This is a genomic window from Yinghuangia seranimata, assembly GCF_029953285.1.
In the GTDB taxonomy this organism is placed as follows: domain Bacteria; phylum Actinomycetota; class Actinomycetes; order Streptomycetales; family Streptomycetaceae; genus Yinghuangia; species Yinghuangia seranimata.
The window spans coordinates 56,181-74,921 of sequence record NZ_JASAOI010000058.1 but is presented as its reverse complement, the minus strand read 5'-3'; the positions used below and the strand labels follow the sequence as shown (position 1 = coordinate 74,921).

General features: G+C 71.1%; 17 protein-coding genes and 1 riboswitch. Of the genes, 4 read left to right on the top strand and 13 right to left on the bottom strand.

Annotated features, from left to right (window positions below; all coding sequences use genetic code 11):
* Positions 1–20 precede the first annotated feature (20 nt).
* The 6 genes from QI554_RS34325 to thrC form a co-directional block, all read right to left on the bottom strand.
* Positions 21–1,058: an ARPP-1 family domain-containing protein gene (locus QI554_RS34325; protein ID WP_281475826.1), complete on the bottom strand. Its 1,038-nt coding sequence runs from the start codon at positions 1,056–1,058 to the stop codon at positions 21–23.
* Positions 1,055–2,677, bottom strand: a complete 1,623-nt coding sequence (locus QI554_RS34320; RefSeq protein ID WP_281475824.1) for a hypothetical protein — start codon at positions 2,675–2,677, stop codon at positions 1,055–1,057. The genes QI554_RS34325 and QI554_RS34320 overlap by 4 nt, the downstream gene beginning before the upstream one ends.
* A 394-nt stretch (positions 2,678–3,071) precedes the next feature.
* A complete protein-coding gene (groL, locus tag QI554_RS34315; RefSeq protein WP_281475822.1) occupies positions 3,072–4,697 on the bottom strand; it encodes a chaperonin GroEL in 1,626 nt (541 codons plus the stop codon).
* Positions 4,698–5,041: 344 nt separating this feature from the next.
* Positions 5,042–5,245: a cold-shock protein gene (locus QI554_RS34310; protein ID WP_004986573.1), complete on the bottom strand. Its 204-nt coding sequence runs from the start codon at positions 5,243–5,245 to the stop codon at positions 5,042–5,044.
* Positions 5,246–5,736: 491 nt separating this feature from the next.
* Positions 5,737–6,015, bottom strand: coding sequence for a ubiquitin-like small modifier protein 1 (locus tag QI554_RS34305; protein ID WP_281475800.1), 279 nt, complete (start codon positions 6,013–6,015; stop codon positions 5,737–5,739).
* Positions 6,016–6,076: 61 nt separating this feature from the next.
* Positions 6,077–7,351 carry a threonine synthase gene (thrC, locus tag QI554_RS34300; RefSeq protein ID WP_281475799.1) on the bottom strand — a complete coding sequence of 425 codons (1,275 nt, stop codon included), beginning with the start codon at positions 7,349–7,351 and terminating at the stop codon, positions 6,077–6,079.
* Between the two features lie 13 nt (positions 7,352–7,364).
* A riboswitch (SAM riboswitch) is annotated at positions 7,365–7,507 on the bottom strand.
* Between the two features lie 187 nt (positions 7,508–7,694).
* Between thrC and QI554_RS34295 the strand changes: the two genes are divergently transcribed.
* A complete protein-coding gene (locus QI554_RS34295) occupies positions 7,695–8,684 on the top strand; it encodes a glucosyl-3-phosphoglycerate synthase (RefSeq protein WP_281475797.1) in 990 nt (329 codons plus the stop codon).
* Positions 8,685–8,762: 78 nt separating this feature from the next.
* A complete protein-coding gene (locus QI554_RS34290) occupies positions 8,763–10,211 on the top strand; it encodes an alpha,alpha-trehalose-phosphate synthase (UDP-forming) (RefSeq protein WP_281475795.1) in 1,449 nt (482 codons plus the stop codon).
* 31 nt (positions 10,212–10,242) lie between these two features.
* Here the strand turns inward: QI554_RS34290 and otsB are convergent, their stop codons facing one another.
* From otsB to QI554_RS43460, 3 genes are all read right to left on the bottom strand, one after another.
* Positions 10,243–11,076: a trehalose-phosphatase gene (gene otsB, locus QI554_RS34285; protein ID WP_281475794.1), complete on the bottom strand. Its 834-nt coding sequence runs from the start codon at positions 11,074–11,076 to the stop codon at positions 10,243–10,245.
* Between the two features lie 14 nt (positions 11,077–11,090).
* Positions 11,091–11,804, bottom strand: a complete 714-nt coding sequence (locus tag QI554_RS34280; RefSeq protein WP_281475793.1) for a LytR C-terminal domain-containing protein — start codon at positions 11,802–11,804, stop codon at positions 11,091–11,093.
* A 168-nt stretch (positions 11,805–11,972) separates the two neighbouring features.
* Entirely contained in the window at positions 11,973–12,368 is a 396-nt protein-coding gene (locus tag QI554_RS43460) for a DUF3263 domain-containing protein (RefSeq protein WP_343230842.1), read from the bottom strand.
* Positions 12,369–12,579: 211 nt separating this feature from the next.
* On the opposite strand from QI554_RS43460, the gene QI554_RS34270 reads away from it, so the two are divergent.
* Positions 12,580–12,945 carry a cupin domain-containing protein gene (locus tag QI554_RS34270; protein WP_281475791.1) on the top strand — a complete coding sequence of 122 codons (366 nt, stop codon included), beginning with the start codon at positions 12,580–12,582 and terminating at the stop codon, positions 12,943–12,945.
* A gap of 100 nt (positions 12,946–13,045) precedes the next feature.
* Here the strand turns inward: QI554_RS34270 and QI554_RS34265 are convergent, their stop codons facing one another.
* The 4 genes from QI554_RS34265 to QI554_RS34250 all read right to left on the bottom strand — a co-directional run bounded on the left by QI554_RS34265 (position 13,046) and on the right by QI554_RS34250 (position 17,535).
* Positions 13,046–13,966 (bottom strand): carbohydrate ABC transporter permease, encoded by a 921-nt coding sequence (locus tag QI554_RS34265; RefSeq protein WP_281475790.1) that lies wholly within the window; start codon positions 13,964–13,966, stop codon positions 13,046–13,048.
* Position 13,967: 1 nt separating this feature from the next.
* Positions 13,968–14,927, bottom strand: coding sequence for a carbohydrate ABC transporter permease (locus tag QI554_RS34260; RefSeq protein WP_425528105.1), 960 nt, complete (start codon positions 14,925–14,927; stop codon positions 13,968–13,970).
* 128 nt (positions 14,928–15,055) lie between these two features.
* On the bottom strand, positions 15,056–16,378 hold the full coding sequence (locus QI554_RS34255; RefSeq protein WP_281475788.1) for an extracellular solute-binding protein: 1,323 nt from the start codon (positions 16,376–16,378) through the stop codon (positions 15,056–15,058).
* Positions 16,379–16,749: 371 nt separating this feature from the next.
* Entirely contained in the window at positions 16,750–17,535 is a 786-nt protein-coding gene (locus tag QI554_RS34250) for a DeoR/GlpR family DNA-binding transcription regulator (RefSeq protein WP_281475787.1), read from the bottom strand.
* A 196-nt stretch (positions 17,536–17,731) separates the two neighbouring features.
* On the opposite strand from QI554_RS34250, the gene QI554_RS34245 reads away from it, so the two are divergent.
* The gene (locus QI554_RS34245; RefSeq protein ID WP_281475785.1) at positions 17,732–18,664 is read left to right on the top strand and encodes an SIS domain-containing protein; all 933 of its coding nucleotides are present in this window, start codon (positions 17,732–17,734) and stop codon (positions 18,662–18,664) included.
* Positions 18,665–18,741 lie beyond the last annotated feature (77 nt).

The following is an 18,741-nucleotide window of genomic DNA, read 5'->3' as shown; positions in this document are numbered from 1 at the left end:
TCGCCCGCCCACGGCCGTTGTCAGACCGCCGCGGCGCGTGCCGTCAGCGACGCGTACACCGGTGTGTCCCCGGCGAGGGCGTACGCCCCCACCAGCGTGTCGCCGAGCACCTGCCCGACGGCCGTGTCCTCGTGCCGCTGGTCGACGCCGACCAGCAGCGTCCGCGCCCCCGCCTCGGCCGCGGCGGCCTCGGCGAGGGACTGCTCGCGTGTGTCGGCGTCGCGGACCGCGGCCGCGAGGAGGGCGAGCGGGTCGGCCCCGTCGCCGCCGGATACCGGCCCGAGCGGCACGCGGGTGCGTGCGTCGGCCGGCACCCCGGCCGCCTCGCGGCGGACCGCTTCGGCGCCGTAGCAGAACCGGATCAGCGGCTCCCACATCGCCCGCCAGTAGGCGTGCGACGGGGCGCGCTCGACGCCGACGACCTGCCCGTCGAGCAGCACGACCGCCCCGATCTGGTCGTCGACGAGTTCGAACTCGGCGACGAACTGGTCGAGTTCGGTCGCGAACCGGGCCAGGAACCGGATCAGGTCGGCCACGCTCCCGGATCCCGAGGACGCGTTGAACGCACTCACCGCCGGCCACAGCCGGTTGTACCCCGGCGCGGCCGGCAGGTCGGAGGCCGCCTCGCGCAGCGAGGGCGGCAGCACCGCCAGCCTGTGCCGGCCGGACCGGATCAGCCCGCCCTGGGTCTGCTGCACGCACATGGCCGCGGTGTACGCGAGCTGCGTCCCCGGCGCGACCAGCGTGGCGCGCGGCATCGCGTGGTCCTGCGCGGCCTGCGGCACGATGACCGCGAGGTGGCACGGCACCAGCGCGACGCCCGGGCCGCCGTTGCCGAACCGCAGCGTGCCGTAGTTGTCCGTGGAGATCGCCAGCTCGCGCGGGTCGCCGAGATCTGCGGTCGGCGCGTCGCCCGCGAGCAGCGGCAGCACCTGCATCCGGCCGACGCTCTGCACGCGCCCGGGCGCGGTGCCGCCGAGCAGTTCGGCGACGGTCGCCGAGCCCGCCGCGGCGGTGACCTCGGCCGGGTCCGCCTTCCTGGCGAACGGGTTCCTCATGGGGACACCTCCTCGGGCGCCTCGTCGGTCGTTGTCCGTACGTCGTCGGCCGCAGTCTCGGGCAGCGCCCGCTCGGCCACCCCGGCGATCCGCAGCAGCAGTCCCGCCGCGGCCTCCGGGTCCACCTCCAACAGCAGTCGGCAGGCGGCCAGTTCGAGGCTCTCCAGGCGCTGCAGCGCGGCGACCGGAACGGCCTCGCCGAGCGCCCGCACGCCGCCGGTCTCCGCGGCGAGCACCGGGTTGAGGTGCACGACGGGGGTACGGACGCCCAGCCCGCGCGCGGCGTCCAGCGTCTCCGCGAACCGCCCCGCGGGCGTGTTCTCGTACCCGTCGCCGACCACCACGACCAGGTCCGGCCCGGTGGAGAGCGCCGCGATCAGCGCCTCGGTGGGTGCCGTGGCGCCGCCCGGGTGCACCAGCCCCGACGCGTCGGCCCGGCCGCCGAACCACTCCTCCGCGACCACGTCGGCGCCCGCCCGGAACGCGTCCCGCAGCGCGAGCGTGACGGCGATCGGCCGCAGCGGCTGCGTCTCGGACCCGGCCATCGAGCCCGACCCGTCGAGCAGCAGCGCGATCCGCCGCCCGCCGAGCGCCAGTCCCGCCCCGACCTGCCGCGCCCGCGCGGCGAGGGCGTCCGCGACGTCGGCGGTCAGGCCGCGCTCGAACGCGTACAGGTACAGCCGCACCGCGTCGTAGCGCGTGAGGTCGACCTCGACCTCCACGGCCGCCCGCTCGGCGGTGGCCTGCACCGCGAGCCGCTGCCCCGTGGTCAGCCGCGCCTTCGTCAGCTCCAGCACGCGCGCCGAGGGCACCTCGCGGTGGAAGCGGCCGCGCAGTCCTTCGAGCGTCTCGTACGGCAGCGCCCGCCCCGCGTCGAGGTCGGTGCGCGCCTCGCCGTAAGCCCGCAGCCCCGGCCGCGTGTACGGCCCCGGCGCACCGAGCAGAAACGCCACGCACTCCCGCACGACCGCCGCGTCGCGGCCGCCCGTCCACCGGTCGACCTCACGGGCGAGGATGCCGCGCTCCTTGTCGGTGAGCGGCTCCCCGGAGAGCTCGCGGGCGAGCACCGAGCGCAGCACGCCGGACATCCGTGCACCCCACGCGTGCCGCAGCGCGACCGCCAGCTTGCGGCGGTACGTGACCGACCACCGCTCCAGCGCGGGCGCGCCGAGCAGCGTGCGCAGGATGAGCTTGCGCACACGCGCGTTGTTGACCCGCTCCGCGGCGAGCGCTCCGTAGAGGTTGAGCATGCGCGGCACCGTGAGCTGGGAGACGGCGCGCCGCACCGCGGCGTTCTCGTCGAGGGCCGAGTCCTCCGCGGGCGAGGACAGCAGGCGCAGCGCACCGCTCTGCCGCGCGCGGTCGGTCATCGACGGCCCGGCGACCAGCGCGGCGTACAGCGCGCGGTCGAGCTCGGACATCGCGGTGTGGGCGTCGCGCTCCAGCACGAGCTGCTCGTCGCGCGTGTTGTAGAAGGTGGCGCGGCCGGTCGCGCCGGCCGCGACGTCGAGGAACGCGGCGACGGTGCGCACGGCGGCGGAGTCGGGACCGGCGGCGAGCACGCGCTCGACGGCGGTGGACGTGGTTGCGGACACGGCTGTGCCGAGTGTCGTGGTCATGATGGCGGCTCCCGAAGAGCGCCCGGGGAAGGATGCGGGTCCCGTGTTTCCTGATTAACAGTCAGGTGTGGTCAGCGTTCAAGGCTGATTACTGGAAGGACGCGCAGGTCCCCGGGCGCGGAACGTGGGTGCTCGCGGGTAGGTCGCAGGTTCCGTAAAGGGATTTGAACCCTCGGTTCGCTCCCCATGGGGGAACGTGTCTACCGAGACTGAAGGAACGTGTAGTTCCCGCAAGCACGTTCACGATGCTAGAAGCGGGCGCGGGCGCCCGGCCACGGGTTTTCCGCCCCGCCCGCCCCGCCCGCCCCAACCGGTTCCGGAAACGCCGAAGGGCGGCACCCCCTTGCGGGGGTGCCGCCCTCGTGAGGCGAACAGCCGATCAGCTAACGCTGGATCAGAAGTCCATGCCGCCCATGTCCGGCGCGCCGCCGGCCGGGGCGCCGCCCTTCTCGGGCTTGTCGGCGATGACGGCCTCGGTGGTGAGGAAGAGCGCCGCGATGGAGGCGGCGTTCTGCAGCGCGGAGCGCGTCACCTTGGCCGGGTCGATGATGCCCTCGGCGACCAGGTCGACGTACTCGCCGGTCGCGGCGTTGAGGCCGTGACCCGGGGTCAGGTTGCGCACCTTCTCCACGACGACGCCACCCTCGAGACCGGCGTTGACCGCGATCTGCTTGAGCGGGGCCTCGACGGCGAGCTTGACGATCGCGGCACCGGTGGCCTCGTCGCCCTCGAGCTCGAGCTTGTCGAACGCGGCGGTGGACGCCTGGAGCAGGGCCACGCCACCACCGGCGACGATGCCCTCCTCGACGGCGGCCTTCGCGTTGCGCACCGCGTCCTCGATGCGGTGCTTGCGCTCCTTGAGCTCGACCTCGGTCGCCGCGCCGGCCTTGATGACGGCCACGCCGCCGGCCAGCTTCGCGAGGCGCTCCTGGAGCTTCTCGCGGTCGTAGTCCGAGTCGGACTGCTCGATCTCGGCGCGGATCTGGTTCACGCGGCCCGCGACCTGGTCCGAGTCGCCCGAACCGTCGACGATCGTCGTCTCGTCCTTGGTGACGACGACCTTGCGGGCGCGGCCGAGCAGCTCGAGGCCGGCGTTGTCCAGCTTGAGGCCGACCTCCTCGCTGATGACCTGGCCACCGGTGAGGATGGCGATGTCGCCCAGCATGGCCTTGCGGCGGTCGCCGAAGCCCGGGGCCTTGACGGCGACGGACTTGAAGGTGCCGCGGATCTTGTTGACGACGAGCGTGGCCAGGGCCTCGCCCTCGACGTCCTCGGCGATGATCGCGAGCGGCTTGCCGCTCTGCATGACCTTCTCCAGCAGCGGGAGCAGGTCCTTCACCGAGGCGATCTTGCTGTTGACGATCAGGATGTACGGGTCGTCGAGGACGGCCTCCATACGCTCCGGGTCGGTGGAGAAGTAGGGCGAGATGTAGCCCTTGTCGAAGCGCATGCCCTCGGTGAGCTCGAGCTCGAGGCCGAAGGTGTTGCTCTCCTCGACGGTGATGACGCCTTCCTTGCCGACCTTGTCCATCGCCTCGGCGATCATCTCGCCGATCTGCGGGTCGGCGGCGGAGATGGAGGCCGTCGAAGCGATCTGCTCCTTGGTCTCGACGTCCTTCGCCAGCGCGAGCAGCTGCTCGGAGACGGCCTCGACGGCCTTCTCGATGCCGCGCTTGAGGGCCATCGGGTTGGCGCCGGCCGCGACGTTGCGGAGACCCTCACGTACGAGCGCCTGGGCCAGGACGGTCGCGGTCGTCGTGCCGTCACCGGCGACGTCGTCCGTCTTCTTCGCGACCTCCTTGACCAGCTCGGCGCCGATCTTCTCGTACGGGTCCTCGAGCTCGATCTCCTTGGCGATGCTCACACCATCGTTGGTGATGGTGGGCGCGCCCCACTTCTTCTCGAGCACGACGTTGCGGCCCTTGGGGCCCAGCGTGACCTTGACGGCGTCGGCGAGCTGGTTCATCCCGCGCTCAAGGCCGCGACGCGCCTCTTCGTCGAACGCGATGATCTTGGCCATGTGGTGAGGTCCTCCCAGAACGGGGTGGATGTAGAGGACCGGCGCCGACGCCCGCGACGGACGACCCGGCTCCGCGGGGATCCTTCCCCCACGGCCTCCGGACCTCGCCTGCCCGGTCCTTTTGTCACTCTCACATCCAGAGTGCTAACGCCAATGATTAGCACTCGACCTACCCGAGTGCAAGCGGACCCGGGCACGTCGCGGCCTCGCGCCGCCGCCGGGACCTCGCCGGCACTCCGCTCCGGGACAGCGACGAGGCCCGGTCTCCGCACGGGAGACCGGGCCTCGGCCACGTCTGAAGAAGAACAGAGAGAAGAGCAGTATCCGAAGAGCGGCGATCAGGCTCAGGCGGTCACACGGACCATGTCGGCCTGCGGGCCCTTCTGCCCCTGCGAGATCTCGAACTCGACCCGCTGTCCTTCCTCAAGCGTCCGGTACCCGTCCATCTGGATCGCGCTGTAGTGGACGAAGACGTCCGCACCACCGTCGACCGCGATGAAGCCGTACCCCTTCTCCGCGTTGAACCACTTGACGGTGCCCTGAGCCATTCCTAACTCCCCTGTTACTGGCCCTTTCACGGAAACTGCGCGCCGCAGCTCCGGGTCGTTCGCTTACTTCTTGACCGACTGAGTGAAGTCAGCGCAGGGCAAGCAGGTTCGCGAGTTGTTGCCGCGCACCAGATCCAGTACGTGGAACCGTCCGACCGCGGCTGAATGTATCCGCATGGATGCCCGACGCAACAGGTCAAACGGACGAGAAATCCGACAGGAATAAAGGCGACCTATCGCCTTAACCCTCGGCAAACACCGCATTACGCTCTACCATAAAAGCGACAAACAGCTCAATTCGGATGTGATCCCGGCCACGGGATTGTGTGGCCGTTGCCGCGACATCTCCGGAAAATGCGGGTGCATGTGGCACGGTCCCACGGAATCCGCGCTTCCGAATCCGGCGCTTGTGCGGCATCCGCACTATCCGATCATGAAAAAGCCCGCCCCCCGGCCCGGCCGGGCGGCGGACTTCAACTTTATTTGCAGGATCAACAACCGCCGGCGACCGCGGGGATCACCGACACGCTGGCGCCGTCGGCGGTCGCGGTCTCCAGACCGTCGGCGAAACGCACGTCGTCGTCATTCACGTAGACGTTCACGAAGCGGCGCAGCTTGCCGGTGTCGTCGAGAAGCCGCGCGGCAATGCCGGGGTACGCCTTCTCCAGCGAGTCGATCACCTCGGCCAGCGTGGCACCCTCGGCCGAGACCTCGGCCGCCCCGCCGGTGTACGTGCGCAGGATGGTCGGGATACGGACGGAAACGCTCATCGTTGTCGCAACCTTTCAGTCAAACCGTAGGACCGCAGCACCGCAGCACGGCCGTGGGGGCTCAGGCCAGGCCCGCCGCGCGGAAGGCGTCGAGGCTGGGGCGGATCGTCGCGGTCGCGCCGGTGGTGGCCTCGATCGCGTCCAGGGTCTTCAGGCCGTCCCCGGTGTTGAGGACGACGGTGCTGGCCTCGGGGTCCAGCTGCCCCGTCTCGACCAGCTTCTTGAGGCAGCCCACCGTCACACCGCCGGCCGTCTCGCCGAAGATGCCCTCGGTGCGCGCCAGCAGCTTGATCGCCTCGACCACCTGCTCGTCGTTGACGTCCTCGACCGCGCCGCCGGTGCGCTTGCACACGTCGAGCACGTACGGGCCGTCGGCCGGGTTGCCGATCGCCAGCGACTTCGCGATGGTGTTCGGCTTCACCGGCCGGATCACATCGTGCCCGGCCTTCCAGGCCGCCGAAACCGGCGAGCAGCCCTCGGCCTGCGCACCGAAGATCTTGTACGGCGTGTCCTCGACCAGGCCGAGCTTGATCAGCTCGCGGAAACCCTTGTCGATCTTGGTCAGCTGCGAGCCGGACGCGATCGGGATCACGATCTGCTCGGGGATACGCCATCCGTGCTGCTCGGCGATCTCGTACGCCAGCGTCTTGGAGCCCTCGCCGTAGTACGGCCGCAGGTTGACGTTGACGAAGCCCCAGCCCTCGCCCGCCTCGTCGCCGATGAGCTCCGAGCAGAACCGGTTGACCTCGTCGTAGTTGCCCTCGATGGCGACCAGCTCGCCGCCGTACGCCGCCGCCGTGACGACCTTGCCGGCCTCCAGGTCGGACGGGATGAACACGCACGACCGCAGGCCCGCGCGGGCAGCGGCCGCGCCCACCGCGCCGGCCAGGTTGCCGGTCGACGAGCAGGACAGCGTGGTGAAGCCGAAGTTGCGGGCCGCCTCGACGGCGATCGCCACGACGCGGTCCTTGAAGGAGTGCGTCGGGTTGCCGGAGTCGTCCTTGACGTAGAGCTCGCGGATGCCCAGCTCGCGGCCCAGGTTGCGGGCCTCCACCAGCTTGGTGAAGCCGGGGTTCAGGTTGGGGCGGGCGGCCACGTCGGCCGGGACGGGCAGCAGCCCCGCGTACCGCCAGATGTTGTTGGGGCCCGCCGCGATCTGCTCGCGGGTCACGCCGCCGGAGAAGTCGTACGCGACCTCCAGCGGCCCGAAACAGAACTCGCACGCGAACTTGGGGCCGAGGTCGTACCGCTCGCCGCACTCGCGACAGGACAGCGCGACGGCCACGCCGAAGGCGCCGGGGGAAACGGGGGTGTGAGCGATCGTGGGTGTAGCCATGGCGAGGCCTCTCTCCTCATCTTCCCCACGGGGGTTCCCGTAGGACGGACTTGGCACCAGTCCGCCGGGGGCCCCGCGTGCGACGCACATGGGTGTACCGATCGGATGGTTGCCGGGGCTTCAACGGGCCGTTCCCTCTGCCCCTCTGGATGAGCTCTATGACGGGCTGTGCCGCTGGTCACCCAGCGGTCGCACCGTGTTTGTGTGAGCCGACGTGCGATCGTCGTATCACGTGTCCAAGACTGTAACCGAAGCCGTGGCCGGTCGATCATCGGCGTCCGCCACGCGAGACGATGTCTGATAGGAACACGCGTACGACAAGCAACGACAGGGGAACCCCACAGTGCTGCCCGAGGTGAGCCGCTGGCTGGACCGGCGGTCGTCGACCGCCGCCGACTGGCCGGTGCCCCGGCTCGTGGAGGCCAAGCGCGCCGCCCGGGCGAAGCACCGGATCAGCGTGGTGCTGCCGGCCCTCGACGAGGAGCCCACCGTCGGGGAGATCGTGCGCACCATCCGCACCGAGCTCATGGACCGCCACCCGCTCGTCGACGAGCTCGTGGTGATCGACTCCGGCTCCACCGACCGCACCGGCGAGGTCGCCGCGCGGGCCGGTGCGCGTGTCGTGCACCGCGACGACATCCTGCCCCGGCTGCCCGCGCTGCGCGGCAAGGGCGAGGTGCTGTGGCGCTCGCTTCTGGTCACCAGCGGCGACATCGTCTGCTTCATCGACGCCGACCTGCGGGGCTTCTCCGCCGACTTCGTCTCCGGCATCATCGGCCCGCTGCTGACCGACCCGTCGGTGCAGCTCGTCAAGGCGATGTACGACCGGCCGCTGGAGATCGGCGACACCGTCGTCCCGGCCGGCGGCGGCCGCGTGACCGAGCTCGTCGCCCGCCCGCTGCTCAACATGTACTGGCCGGAACTCGCCGGATTCGTGCAGCCGCTCGGCGGCGAGTACGCGGTGCGCCGCGGCCTGCTCGAACGGCTGCCGTTCCCGTGCGGCTACGGCGTCGAGACCGCGATGCTGATCGACGCGCTGAACCTGGTCGGCCTGGACGCGATGGCCCAGGTCGACGTCGGTGTGCGGCGGCACAGCCACCAGGACGAGGCCGGGCTCGGCCTGATGGCCGGCGAGATCTGGCAGGCCGTCCTGGAGCGCCTGCACCGCACCGGCCGGGTGCGCCCCGGCACCGGCCGCCTGAACACCGTCTTCGCCCAGTTCGAACGGGACGAGGAAGGCTTCCAGGTACGCAGCCACGACGTCGCCGCCCACGAGCGCCCGCCGATGATCACGATCCCGGAGTACCGGGCCCGCGACGCGCTCGCCGGCTGACGGAGGCATCAGCGCCCCGTTGGCCGCCCCGAAGCGTGTCAGGGTTTGTCGAACCGGGTGGCTGGCTAGGTTGGGGACATGAGCCCCAACGCCCCAGCCCGGGTCCTCGTCGCGTCCAACCGCGGTCCGGTGTCCTTCCGGGCCGAGGACGACGGGTCACTCTCCGTGCACCGCGGCGGGGGCGGCCTGGTCTCCGGACTGTCCGCGGCCGGCCAGGGCACCGGCGCCGTATGGGTCTGCGCTGCACTGTCGGACCCGGACCGCACGGCGGCGCGCGAGTCGCCTTCCGGGCGCATCGACCTCGCCGGGCACGACACCGGCGGGCTCGCGGTGCGGCTGCTCGACATCGACCCGGGGACGTTCGCCCGGGCGTACAACGCCATAGCGAACTCGACGCTGTGGTTCATCCACCACCTGCTGTACGACACCGCCACGAAGCCGGTCTTCGACGGCCGCTTCCGCAAGGAGTGGACGTCGTACGACGCGTACAACGCCGCCTTCGCCCAGGCCCTGGCGGCCGAGGCCGGCGAGGGCGCCAAGGTGGTCGTGCAGGACTACCACCTCACGCTCACCCCGCTGATACTCCGCCGGCTGCGGCCCGACCTGCGCATCGGCCACTTCTCGCACACCCCGTGGGCCCCGCCGGACTACTTCCGGCTGCTGCCGGACGACATCTCGCGCGCGGTGCTGGAGGGCATCCTCGGCGCCGACCACGCCGGATTCCTGACCCGCCGCTGGGCGTCCTCGTTCCTGGACTGCTGCGAGCAGGTGCTCGGCGCGGACGTCGACCGCGCGGCGATGACCGTGACCCACGAGGGCCGCCGCACCCAGGTCGCCGTGCACGCGCTGGGCGCGGACGCGGACTTCCTGCGGGAGCGCGCCGCGCGCCCCGACGTCGAGGCGCGGCTGGCCACGCTGCGCGACGCGGTCGGCGACCGCAAGGTGGTCGTGCGCGTCGACCGCACCGAGCTGTCCAAGAACATCGTGCGGGGCCTGCTCGCCTACCGGGACCTGCTGCGCGGCCGCCCGGAGTGGCACGGCCGCGTGGTGCACATCGCGTTCGCGTACCCGTCGCGGCACGACCTGCCCGAGTACCGCGAGTACACGGCGGCGGTGCAGCGGATCGCCAAGGAGATCGACGACGAGTTCGGCGACGACACGTGGCAGCCGCTGATGCTGCACGTCAACGACGACTTCCCGCGCTCGCTCGCGGCCTACCGGCTGGCCGACGTCGCGCTGGTCAACCCGATCCGGGACGGCATGAACCTGGTCGCGAAGGAGATCCCGGTGGTCTCCGAGCACGGCTGCGCGCTGGTGCTGTCGCGCGAGGCCGGCGCGTACGAGGAACTGGGCTCGGACGCCGTCGTGGTCAACCCGTTCGACGTCACCGCGACCAGCGAGGCGCTGCACGAGGCGCTGTCGATGGACGCCGGCGAGCGGCGCGCGCGGACGAAGAAGCTGGCCGCCGCCGCGACCGCGCTGAGCCCGCAGCAGTGGTTCCTGGACCAGCTCGACGCGCTGGACTGACCCCCCCGGGACACCCACGCGGCGCCGGGCTCTATGCCTCCAGCGCGTCGGCGAGCGCGGCCAGCAGCGCCGCGACCCCGGGCGGGCCCGGGACCACGAGGTCCGCACGCTCGGCCAGTTCGCGCACCTCGGCGGACGCGCTGCACACCGTCAGACCCGCGACACCGCTCCCACGCAGCGTTTCCACGGCGTCGAACGCGGCCAGGTCGCCGAGGTCGTCGCCGGCGAACAGCACGGCCGCCGCGTCGTGTTCGGCGAGGAAACCGGTGAGCGCGCGGCCCTTGTCCATACCGGCGGGCCGCAACTCCAGGACGTACCGGCCGGGTTCGACGACCAGGCCGTGCCGTACCGCGAGCTCGCCCAGCGGCGCGCGCAGCTCCTCCAGCGCGGCGTCCGGGTCGGGGGCACGGCGGGTGTGCACGGCGAGCGCGCTCCCCTTGTCCTCGGTCCACGTGGTCGCCCACATGCCCAGCGACGCGAGCAGCCCGGGCAGCTCGGCGCGCACCCGGTCGACGCCCTCCGGCACCTCGGGCGCGAGGACGCGGCCGCTGACCGCGTCCCACCGCTCCAGCCCGTAGTGGCCGAGGACGGTGAGGCGGTCCAGGCCCGGCACGCCCGCGAAGCGGCCGTAGGCGACGGCCACCGCCGCGGGGCGGCCGGTCACGACGACGACGGCGGCCAGGTGCGGGGCGAGGCGCGACAGCGCGACGACCGCGTCGGCGTCGGCGCGCGCCGCCTCGGGGTCGTCGACGATGGGCGCGAGCGTTCCGTCGAAGTCGAGCGCCACGACCGCCCGCCCGGGGTCGTCCAGCAGGGCGGCGAGTCCGGTCTTGCCGGCTGGGGTGGTCGGCTGCGGCAGCTCCATAACCGCCAACCTATCTACCCTTTGGGCCTTTCCGTCCCCAAGACTTTGCGAACCAATGGTGGATTCTGCGTGTCCACCACGATGACGACCAGTCGGGTCTGCGAGATCCCCGCGAACGTCGGCTTGACGCGCCGCACTTCCGGGAAGGCCGCGGCCAGCCGCTTCGCGGCGGCCTCCTGCCCGGCCGGGTGGTAGACGGTGGTCGCGGGCACGGCGCCGTGCCAGTCGCCGGTGCCGGTGACCCGCCATCCGGCGGCGGTCAGCCGCTGCGCGAACGCCTTCATCGAAGCCTGCGTGCGGCCCTGGCCGAGGACGACGACCTCCCCGGAGCCGGTCCGGGCGTCGGGCGGGGGCACCGCGGCCTGGCCCGCGGCGGCCGCGGCGGGCGGGGGCAGGACGGCGGCCGGGCTCGCCGCCGCTGCCGGCGCGTCGTCCGCGCGCGGATCCGGGTCACCCCACGAGCCGCCGAACCCCGCCAGCAGCACGGCGGCCAGCGCCGCGGCGACCGAGACCGCGATGGTCGCGGTGCCCGCGGGGCCGAGCCGTTCCAGCGGACGCCGCGCGGCGCCCGTCCCGAACGCCGCGTCGGCGAGGTGGTCGGGCCGCCGCCACACCCCGCCCGTCCGACCGAACCCGGCGAACGTCCGGCCCGGATCGGTCAGGTCCGGCAGGACACGGCGCCGAGCGGGGCGCGGTCCGGACAGGCGGGGCGGACGGGGAAGGCGCATCGGCGTCTCTCCGGGGTCGAGAGAGAAGAGGAAGAGAAGGGACGGGAGAGAAAGAAGGGGCGAGGGCGAAACGACGCGACGACGCCCGGCGGGGACGACGCGCGGGCGTGAACGGCGTGAGCGAACGGAGCGGCGAACCGCCACCGGGTCCGGGTGGGCGGGCCGGCGTCAGCCCCCGTGCCGACGCACGGCCGAACGCGCCTGCTGGCGCGCGGTACGCAGCCTGCGCAGGCGCGAGACCAGCATCGGATCGTGTTCGAGCGCCTCGGGACGGTCGAGCAGCGCGTTGAGCGCCTGGTAGTAGCGGGTCGGCGTGCACCCGAAGCGGTCGCGGACCGCGCGCTCCTTGGCTCCCGCGTGCCGCCACCACTGGCGTTCGAAGTCGAGGATGTCGAGGTCGCGCTCGGACAGCCCGGACTCCGTGCGCTCGGCACCGGCCGGGTCGAGCGCCGCCTCGGCGTCGACGCGACGCGGCTCCGGCGCCTGCGGCGGGACGACCGCGACCTCTCCGCCCAGCGGTATCGAGATGGTCGCCTCGCGCGCTTCGGTGTCCCGGTCGTTCATCCTCGTCGCCCCTCTTCCTGCGTCGCGGCCCCCGCGTGGCGGGCCCGCGCCTCCGTGCCGTCATTCTGCCCGGCCGCTCCGACGCCACCCTGCACCGCCACATCCAACAGGCCGGGAAAACCACCTGATTCACCCGCCTGCCCGGCGACGCGCTGTAGGGTACGCGCCCCGCGGTCAGACCGGGCTCAATCGGGCACTAAGCTCCAGCCCCATGTCCACCTCTGACTCCACGTCCCACGGCACGTTCGCGGTTCACATCCCCGACGCCGAGCTCGAACCCGACCCGCTCGACCCGGCCCAGATCGTCTCCGGTTCGCCCGAGGTCTCCGGCAAGCTGCTGTGGGAGTCCGAGGACGGCAAGATCCTGCGTGGGCTGTGGCAGATCACCCCGGGCGTGGTGACCGACACCGAGGCGAACGAGATGTTCGTCGTGGTCAGCGGCCGCGCGACCATCGAGGTCGAGGGCGGCCCGACGATCGAGGTCGGCCCCGGCGACGCGTGCGTGCTCGAAGAGGGCGCGAAGACCACGTGGACGGTCCACGAGACGCTGCGCAAGGCGTACGTCATCCAGCTCTGAGCGGTAACACGGACGAGAGGCCGGGCGGGCGCATCGGGGGTGTGCCCGCTCGGCCTCTCGGGTTTTTTCCGACCCGGCCCGGTCCTACCGGGCGCGGGGCTTACTTGATGGAACCGGCGGTCAGGCCGGACACCACGTGCTTCTCGATGAACGCGAACAGGATCACGACCGGCACGATCGCGATGACCGATCCCGCGAACAGGTACTGCCACTGCACCTCGTAGGCGCCGAGGAAGCTGTTGATGCCGACCGTCAGCGGCTGCTTCTCGGGCGTCGTGATGAGCGCGAGGCCGACCACGAACTCGTTCCACGCGGTGATGAACGCGAAGATGACGGCCGTCACGATGCCGGGCATGGCCAGCGGCAGCGTCACACGGCGCAGCGCACCGAACCGCGACGCGCCGTCGATCATCGCGGCCTCTTCGAGCTCCACCGGGATCGAGCCGAAGTACGCGGTCAGGATCCACACCGCGAACGCCAGGTTGAACGCGCCGTTGACGAGCACCAGCGCCCACACCGAGTCCAGCAGGTCGGCGTTGTAGAACTCGCGGTAGAGGCCGACCAGCAGCGCGGTCGGCTGGAACATCTGGGTCACCAGGACCAGCAGCAGGAACGCCCCGCGGCCCCGGTAGCGGCGGCGCGCGGTGTAGTACGCGGCCGGCAGCGCGACGAGGATCACCAGCACCGTGGACAGCCCGGCGACCAGCAGCGACACCTGGAGGTTGTCGCCGAGCGTGGAGTCCTTCCACACGTTGACGAAGTTCGACCACTCGAACGTCGAGGGCAGGTAGCCCGGCTTGGTCAGTTCGTCGCTGGGCCGCAGCGCGCCGATGAACATCTCGGCGTACGGCGCGACGAAGATCAGCGCGACGGACCACGCGACGACCGCGAGAGTCCACTTCCTGCCCCAGCCCCGCTCGCCGAGGAACGCGGGACGCGTCCGCTTCTTGTCGGCGCGCTTCCGGTCGGGACGCTTGTCCGCCGGCGGCTCGGTCTCCTGGGTGACGACGAGGTCCGCCATGTCAGTCCGCCTCCTTGTTCCAGCGGTTGACGCCCAGGTACAGCAGTACGAGCACGATGATGATGCCGAAGTTGACGACCGACAGGGCCGCGCTCTCGCCGATGTCGCTGGCCTTGATCTTGTACATGAACGTCGTCGTCGTGTCGGTCTCGTAGCCCGGTCCGCCCCCGGTCATCGCCCAGATGATCGGGAACGAGTTGAAGACGTTGATCAGGTTGATGACGACGGCCACCAGGATCGCCGGACGCAGCAGCGGCAGCGTGACGCTCAGGTAGGTGCGCCACGTCGACGCGCCGTCCATGCGGGCGGCCTCGTACACCTCGCCGGGGATCGTCTGCAGGCCGGCCAGCAGCGTGTAGGTGGTGAACGGCAGCGACACGAACACCGCGACGCCGATCATCCACGGGAACGCGGTGGACGGTTCGCCGAGCCAGTCCTTGCCCTCGTCGATGACGTGCAGGTCCACCAGCAGCGTGTTGATGGCGCCGTAGCTGTGGTGCAGCATCCAGCGGAACACGATCGCGGTCATGAAGACCGACGCCGCCCACGGGATGATGAGCGCCCACCGCGCCACCCGGCGTCCCGGGAACTGCTGGTTGAACAGCTGGGCCAGGGCCAGCGACAGCACGATGGTGATGCCGACGACGCAGACCACCCACACCATGGTGTTCCACAGCACGTGGGTGAAGTCCGGCTCGTCGAACAGCTTCTTGTAGTTGTCGGTGCCGTTCGAGCCCTTGACGATGCCGCTGCGGCGGATGCGCAGGAACGAACTGCGCACCATCTCGACGACGGGCCAGAGCACGACGAACGCGATCAGGATGATCGCGGGGCTGATCCACGGCAGGGGTCCGAGCGCGGTGCGCAGTCGGGCGGAAAAGGGGCGGCGGGCGGCGGGTGCGGCCTGGCCGTCGTCCCCGGACGGTTTCCGCGACGTGGGTGGTGACGCGGTCTCGCGCACGGTGAACTCCTCCCTCGGGGCGAGGGGGTCGGTCGCGGCCGCGCCGCCCGGGACGCGACGGGCGCGTCCGGGGCGGCGTGGCCTCGGTCAGGACGGGTGGAGCGGGACGGGAAGCGGGAGCAGCGGGGCTACTTCTGCTGCTGGACCGCGTTCTCGGCTTCCTTCTGGAGCTGGTCCAGGACGTCCTTGGGCGACTTTCCGGAGACCGCGAGGCCCAGCTGCTCCTTGATCTTCGGCGAGAGCACGTCCCACGCGGTGTCGTTCAGCGGGTAGAACTTCGCCTTCGGCAGCAGGTCGATGTACGGCTTGAGGCCGGCGTTCGCCGGGTCGGCGACCATCTTCTGCATGACCGACTTGGTCACCGGGGCGAACGAGTTCTCCTGCTGGAAGCGCAGCGAGTTCTCGGTGTTGAAGGCGACGTCGAGGAAGGCCCGGATCTGGTCCTTCTTGCCGTTCTTCTTGAACGCCATCACCCAGTCGCAGACGCCGAGCGTGGAGTCCAGCGGGCCGGTCTTGCCGGGGATCGCGGCCGTGCCGAAGTTGAGGTTCGGGTACTTGGCCTTGATCTGGGTCAGCATCGTCGGGTTGCTGTTCACCATGCCGACGGTGCCGCCGTAGAACTCGGTGTAGACGTCCTTGCGGTTCTTGGTGCCCGGGTTCGGCTCGGTCAGGCCGGTCTTGACCAGGTTGTCGTTGACCCAGTTCATGGTGTCGACGTTGGCCTGGCTGTTGACCGTGTACTTGTCACCGGTCTTGTAGCCGCCGCCGTTGCCGAGCATCCAGTTCATGAACTCGCCCTGGGCCTCCTCCTTGCCGAGCGGCAGGCCGAAAGGCGTCTGCACGCCCGCGGCCTTCAGCTTCTCGGCGTCGGCCTTCAGCTCGTCCCACGTCTTCGGCGGGTCGGTGATGCCGGCCTTCGCGAAGAGGTCCTTGTTGTAGATGAGCTGGCGGGTGCTCGAGGTGAACGGGATGCCGTACTGCTCGCCCTTGACCGTAGCGGCCGGGAGGAACGAGTCGATGAAGTCGGCCCGGGTGGCGTCGGACATGACGTCCTTCACCGGGTAGAGCAGGTCGTCGGCGACTTTGTCGGCGTATCCGCCGGTCTGCAGGATGTCCGGAAGCTGGTTGTTCTGGACCATCGTCTGGACCTGCTTGTCGATGTCGTCCCAGTTGATCACCTGGAGATCGACCTTGATGCCGGGGTACTTCGCGTTGAAGCTGGAGATGACGCCGCCCCAGTACTTCTGCGTGCTGCCGTCGCCGCTGCCGTAGTCCGCCACGACCAGCTTGATCGAGCCGTCCTTGGGCGCGGGCGCCGCGCCTCCGCTGCCGCCGGGCGCGGCCGAGGACGGGCTGTCGTCGTCCTTGTCGTCGCTGCTGCCACCGCACGCGGTCAACATCATCGTCGCGGAGAGGCCTATCGCGGCCGCCGCCATCAGGTGACGCTTCACCCTGAAACCACCTTTTCCACCGGAGACACGACTTGGTTCGCCGTCGGCTCCGGGAGGACGGAGCCGCCTGCTTGGTCTTGCGCATAAGTGTTTGCAACGTGATCGCAGTGCAAACTTTTAAGCAGTGACGAGCATCTTGGGACTCCGCCGGTACGCAGTCAACACCCCGTTCCGGAAAAGGTCTACACCAATTTGCCGAATAGTTAGACGCGATCTTGTCGACATGGCTCCAGGCATGCCGCAGAGACCCACAAACCTGGGCGAATCGGACTAAAAACGTAAGGTTTTCGATCGATAACGATTGAGCGCTGACGCTCCGTCAGGGAACCCGGCGGGGAACCGGCCCCGAACGGGTGCGGCCGAAGGCCGGATCAGACCCGGACGACCCGCACGCCGGCCTCGGTGAACCGGGCTACCACAGCGTCCGGCGCCGCGGAGTCCGTCACCAGCGTGTCGATCGCGTCCACCGGGCAGATGCGCGCGAACGCGCGCCGGCCGAGCTTCGACGAGTCGGCCGCCACGATGACCCGCTCGGCACCGGCCGCCATCAGCTGGTTGATGCTCGCCTCGCCCTCGTGGTGCGCGCTCGCGCCGTGCTCCACGTCCACCGCGTCGACGCCCAGCATCGCCACGTCCAGCGCCACCTCGCGCAGGATGCCGGTGGCCAGCGGGCCGATCAGCTCGTACGACTGCGGGCGCGCGACACCGCCGGTGACCACGATCTTCACGTGCCGGCGCACCGCGAGCTCGCCCGCGATGTTCAGGGCGTTGGTCACCACCGTCAGCGACGTCGCGTCGCCGTCGGCGTGCAGGTCCGCGCGCGTCACCAGGGCCCGCGCCACCTCGGTCATCGTCGTGCCGCCGTTGATGCCGACGGTCTGGCCGGGCTGCACGAGCGCCGCGGCGGCCACCGCGATGCGCTGCTTCTCGGACGCGCGGCGGGCGGTCTTGTAGCGCAGCGGCAGGTCGTACGAGACCGAGTGGGCCACCGCGCCGCCACGGGTGCGCGTGAGCATCTGCTGCTGCGCGAGCTGGTCGAGGTCGCGGCGGATGGTCGCGGCGGACACGTCGAGGGCCTCGGCGGCCTCCTCGACCTCGAGCCGCCCCTCCTTGGCGAGCAGCTCCAGGAGCGCGCCCCACCGCTCGTACCGGCTCACCGTGACCTCCCTGTCGCCCCCGTCGTCGGGGTTCATCCTGCCCGGTCCGGCCGGGTCCGCTCACAGCGGGCCCGCGGGCACGCACACTCTGTGGAGCACAGCCTATGGCGTTCTTGCAGTTTTATGCTTTCAACTGCTATTCAATGAGCACATTCGAGCAGTCCGGGAACTATCCGGCCCCTTGGAGGCAGCGCCGATGACGCCGAGCCAGACCACGGACGGCCCCGCCGTCGGAGCGGGACACACCGTGGCGGAGATCGCCACACAACCCGATCTCTGGGCACGCGCGGCGGCCCTCGCGACCGACAAGGACAACCCGCCCGAGGGCCTCCCGGCCCCCGGCGAACGCGTCGCCGTCGTCGGCTGCGGCACGTCCTGGTTCATCGCCCAGGCGTACGCCGTCCTGCGCGAACAGGCCGGCCACGGCTGGACCGACGCGCTCGCCGCGTCCGAGTACCCGCACACCCGCGGCTACGACCGCGTCGTCGCGCTCACCCGCTCCGGCACCACCACCGAGGTCCTCGACCTGCTGGACCGCCTGCGGGGCAGCGTCCCGACGACCGTGATCACCGGCTCCCCGGGCACCCCCGGCGTCACCGCCGCCGACCACGCGATCCTCCTGGACTGGGCCGACGAGCAGTCCGTCGTCCAGACCCGCTTCGCCACCACGGCACTCGCCCTCCTGCGCGCGCACCTCGGCGAGGACCTCACCGCCGCGATCCGCGACGCGGCCGTCGCCGTCACCGACCCGCTCCCGGAAGCCCTGCTCGCCGCCGAGCAGTTCACCTTCCTCGGCACCGGCTGGACGGTCGGCCTCGCCGCCGAGGCCGCCCTGAAGATGCGCGAGGCCAACGGCGCCTGGACCGAGCACTACCCGGCCATGGAATACCGCCACGGCCCGATCAGCATCGCCGCCCCGGGCCGCGTGACCTGGATCTTCGGCCCCGTCCCCGAAGGCCTCGCCACCGACATCGCCCCCACCGGCGCCCACCTCGTCTCCAACCCGGGCGACCCGATGGCCGACCTGATCCGCGCCCAACGCCTCGCCGCGGCGGTCGCCTACGCCCGAAACCTCGACCCCGACCGCCCCCGCAACCTGACCAGGTCCGTCGTCCTGGACCAGGGGTAACAGTGAGAACCGGACGCCCAACGAGCGACGGCGTGCGCGCACCGCGGTCGGGTGACGCACACCCCGTCGCCGGGTCC

Coding starts and splice junctions, on each gene's coding strand:
- QI554_RS34325 (WP_281475826.1), bottom strand. CDS start 1,058: ATGAGGAACCCGTTCGCCAGGAAGGCGGACCCGGCCGAGGTCACCGCC.
- QI554_RS34320 (WP_281475824.1), bottom strand. CDS start 2,677: ATGACCACGACACTCGGCACAGCCGTGTCCGCAACCACGTCCACCGCC.
- groL (WP_281475822.1), bottom strand. CDS start 4,697: ATGGCCAAGATCATCGCGTTCGACGAAGAGGCGCGTCGCGGCCTTGAG.
- QI554_RS34310 (WP_004986573.1), bottom strand. CDS start 5,245: ATGGCTCAGGGCACCGTCAAGTGGTTCAACGCGGAGAAGGGGTACGGC.
- QI554_RS34305 (WP_281475800.1), bottom strand. CDS start 6,015: ATGAGCGTTTCCGTCCGTATCCCGACCATCCTGCGCACGTACACCGGC.
- thrC (WP_281475799.1), bottom strand. CDS start 7,351: ATGGCTACACCCACGATCGCTCACACCCCCGTTTCCCCCGGCGCCTTC.
- QI554_RS34290 (WP_281475795.1), top strand. CDS start 8,763: ATGAGCCCCAACGCCCCAGCCCGGGTCCTCGTCGCGTCCAACCGCGGT.
- otsB (WP_281475794.1), bottom strand. CDS start 11,076: ATGGAGCTGCCGCAGCCGACCACCCCAGCCGGCAAGACCGGACTCGCC.
- QI554_RS34280 (WP_281475793.1), bottom strand. CDS start 11,804: ATGCGCCTTCCCCGTCCGCCCCGCCTGTCCGGACCGCGCCCCGCTCGG.
- QI554_RS43460 (WP_343230842.1), bottom strand. CDS start 12,368: ATGAACGACCGGGACACCGAAGCGCGCGAGGCGACCATCTCGATACCG.
- QI554_RS34270 (WP_281475791.1), top strand. CDS start 12,580: ATGTCCACCTCTGACTCCACGTCCCACGGCACGTTCGCGGTTCACATC.
- QI554_RS34265 (WP_281475790.1), bottom strand. CDS start 13,966: ATGGCGGACCTCGTCGTCACCCAGGAGACCGAGCCGCCGGCGGACAAG.
- QI554_RS34245 (WP_281475785.1), top strand. CDS start 17,732: ATGACGCCGAGCCAGACCACGGACGGCCCCGCCGTCGGAGCGGGACAC.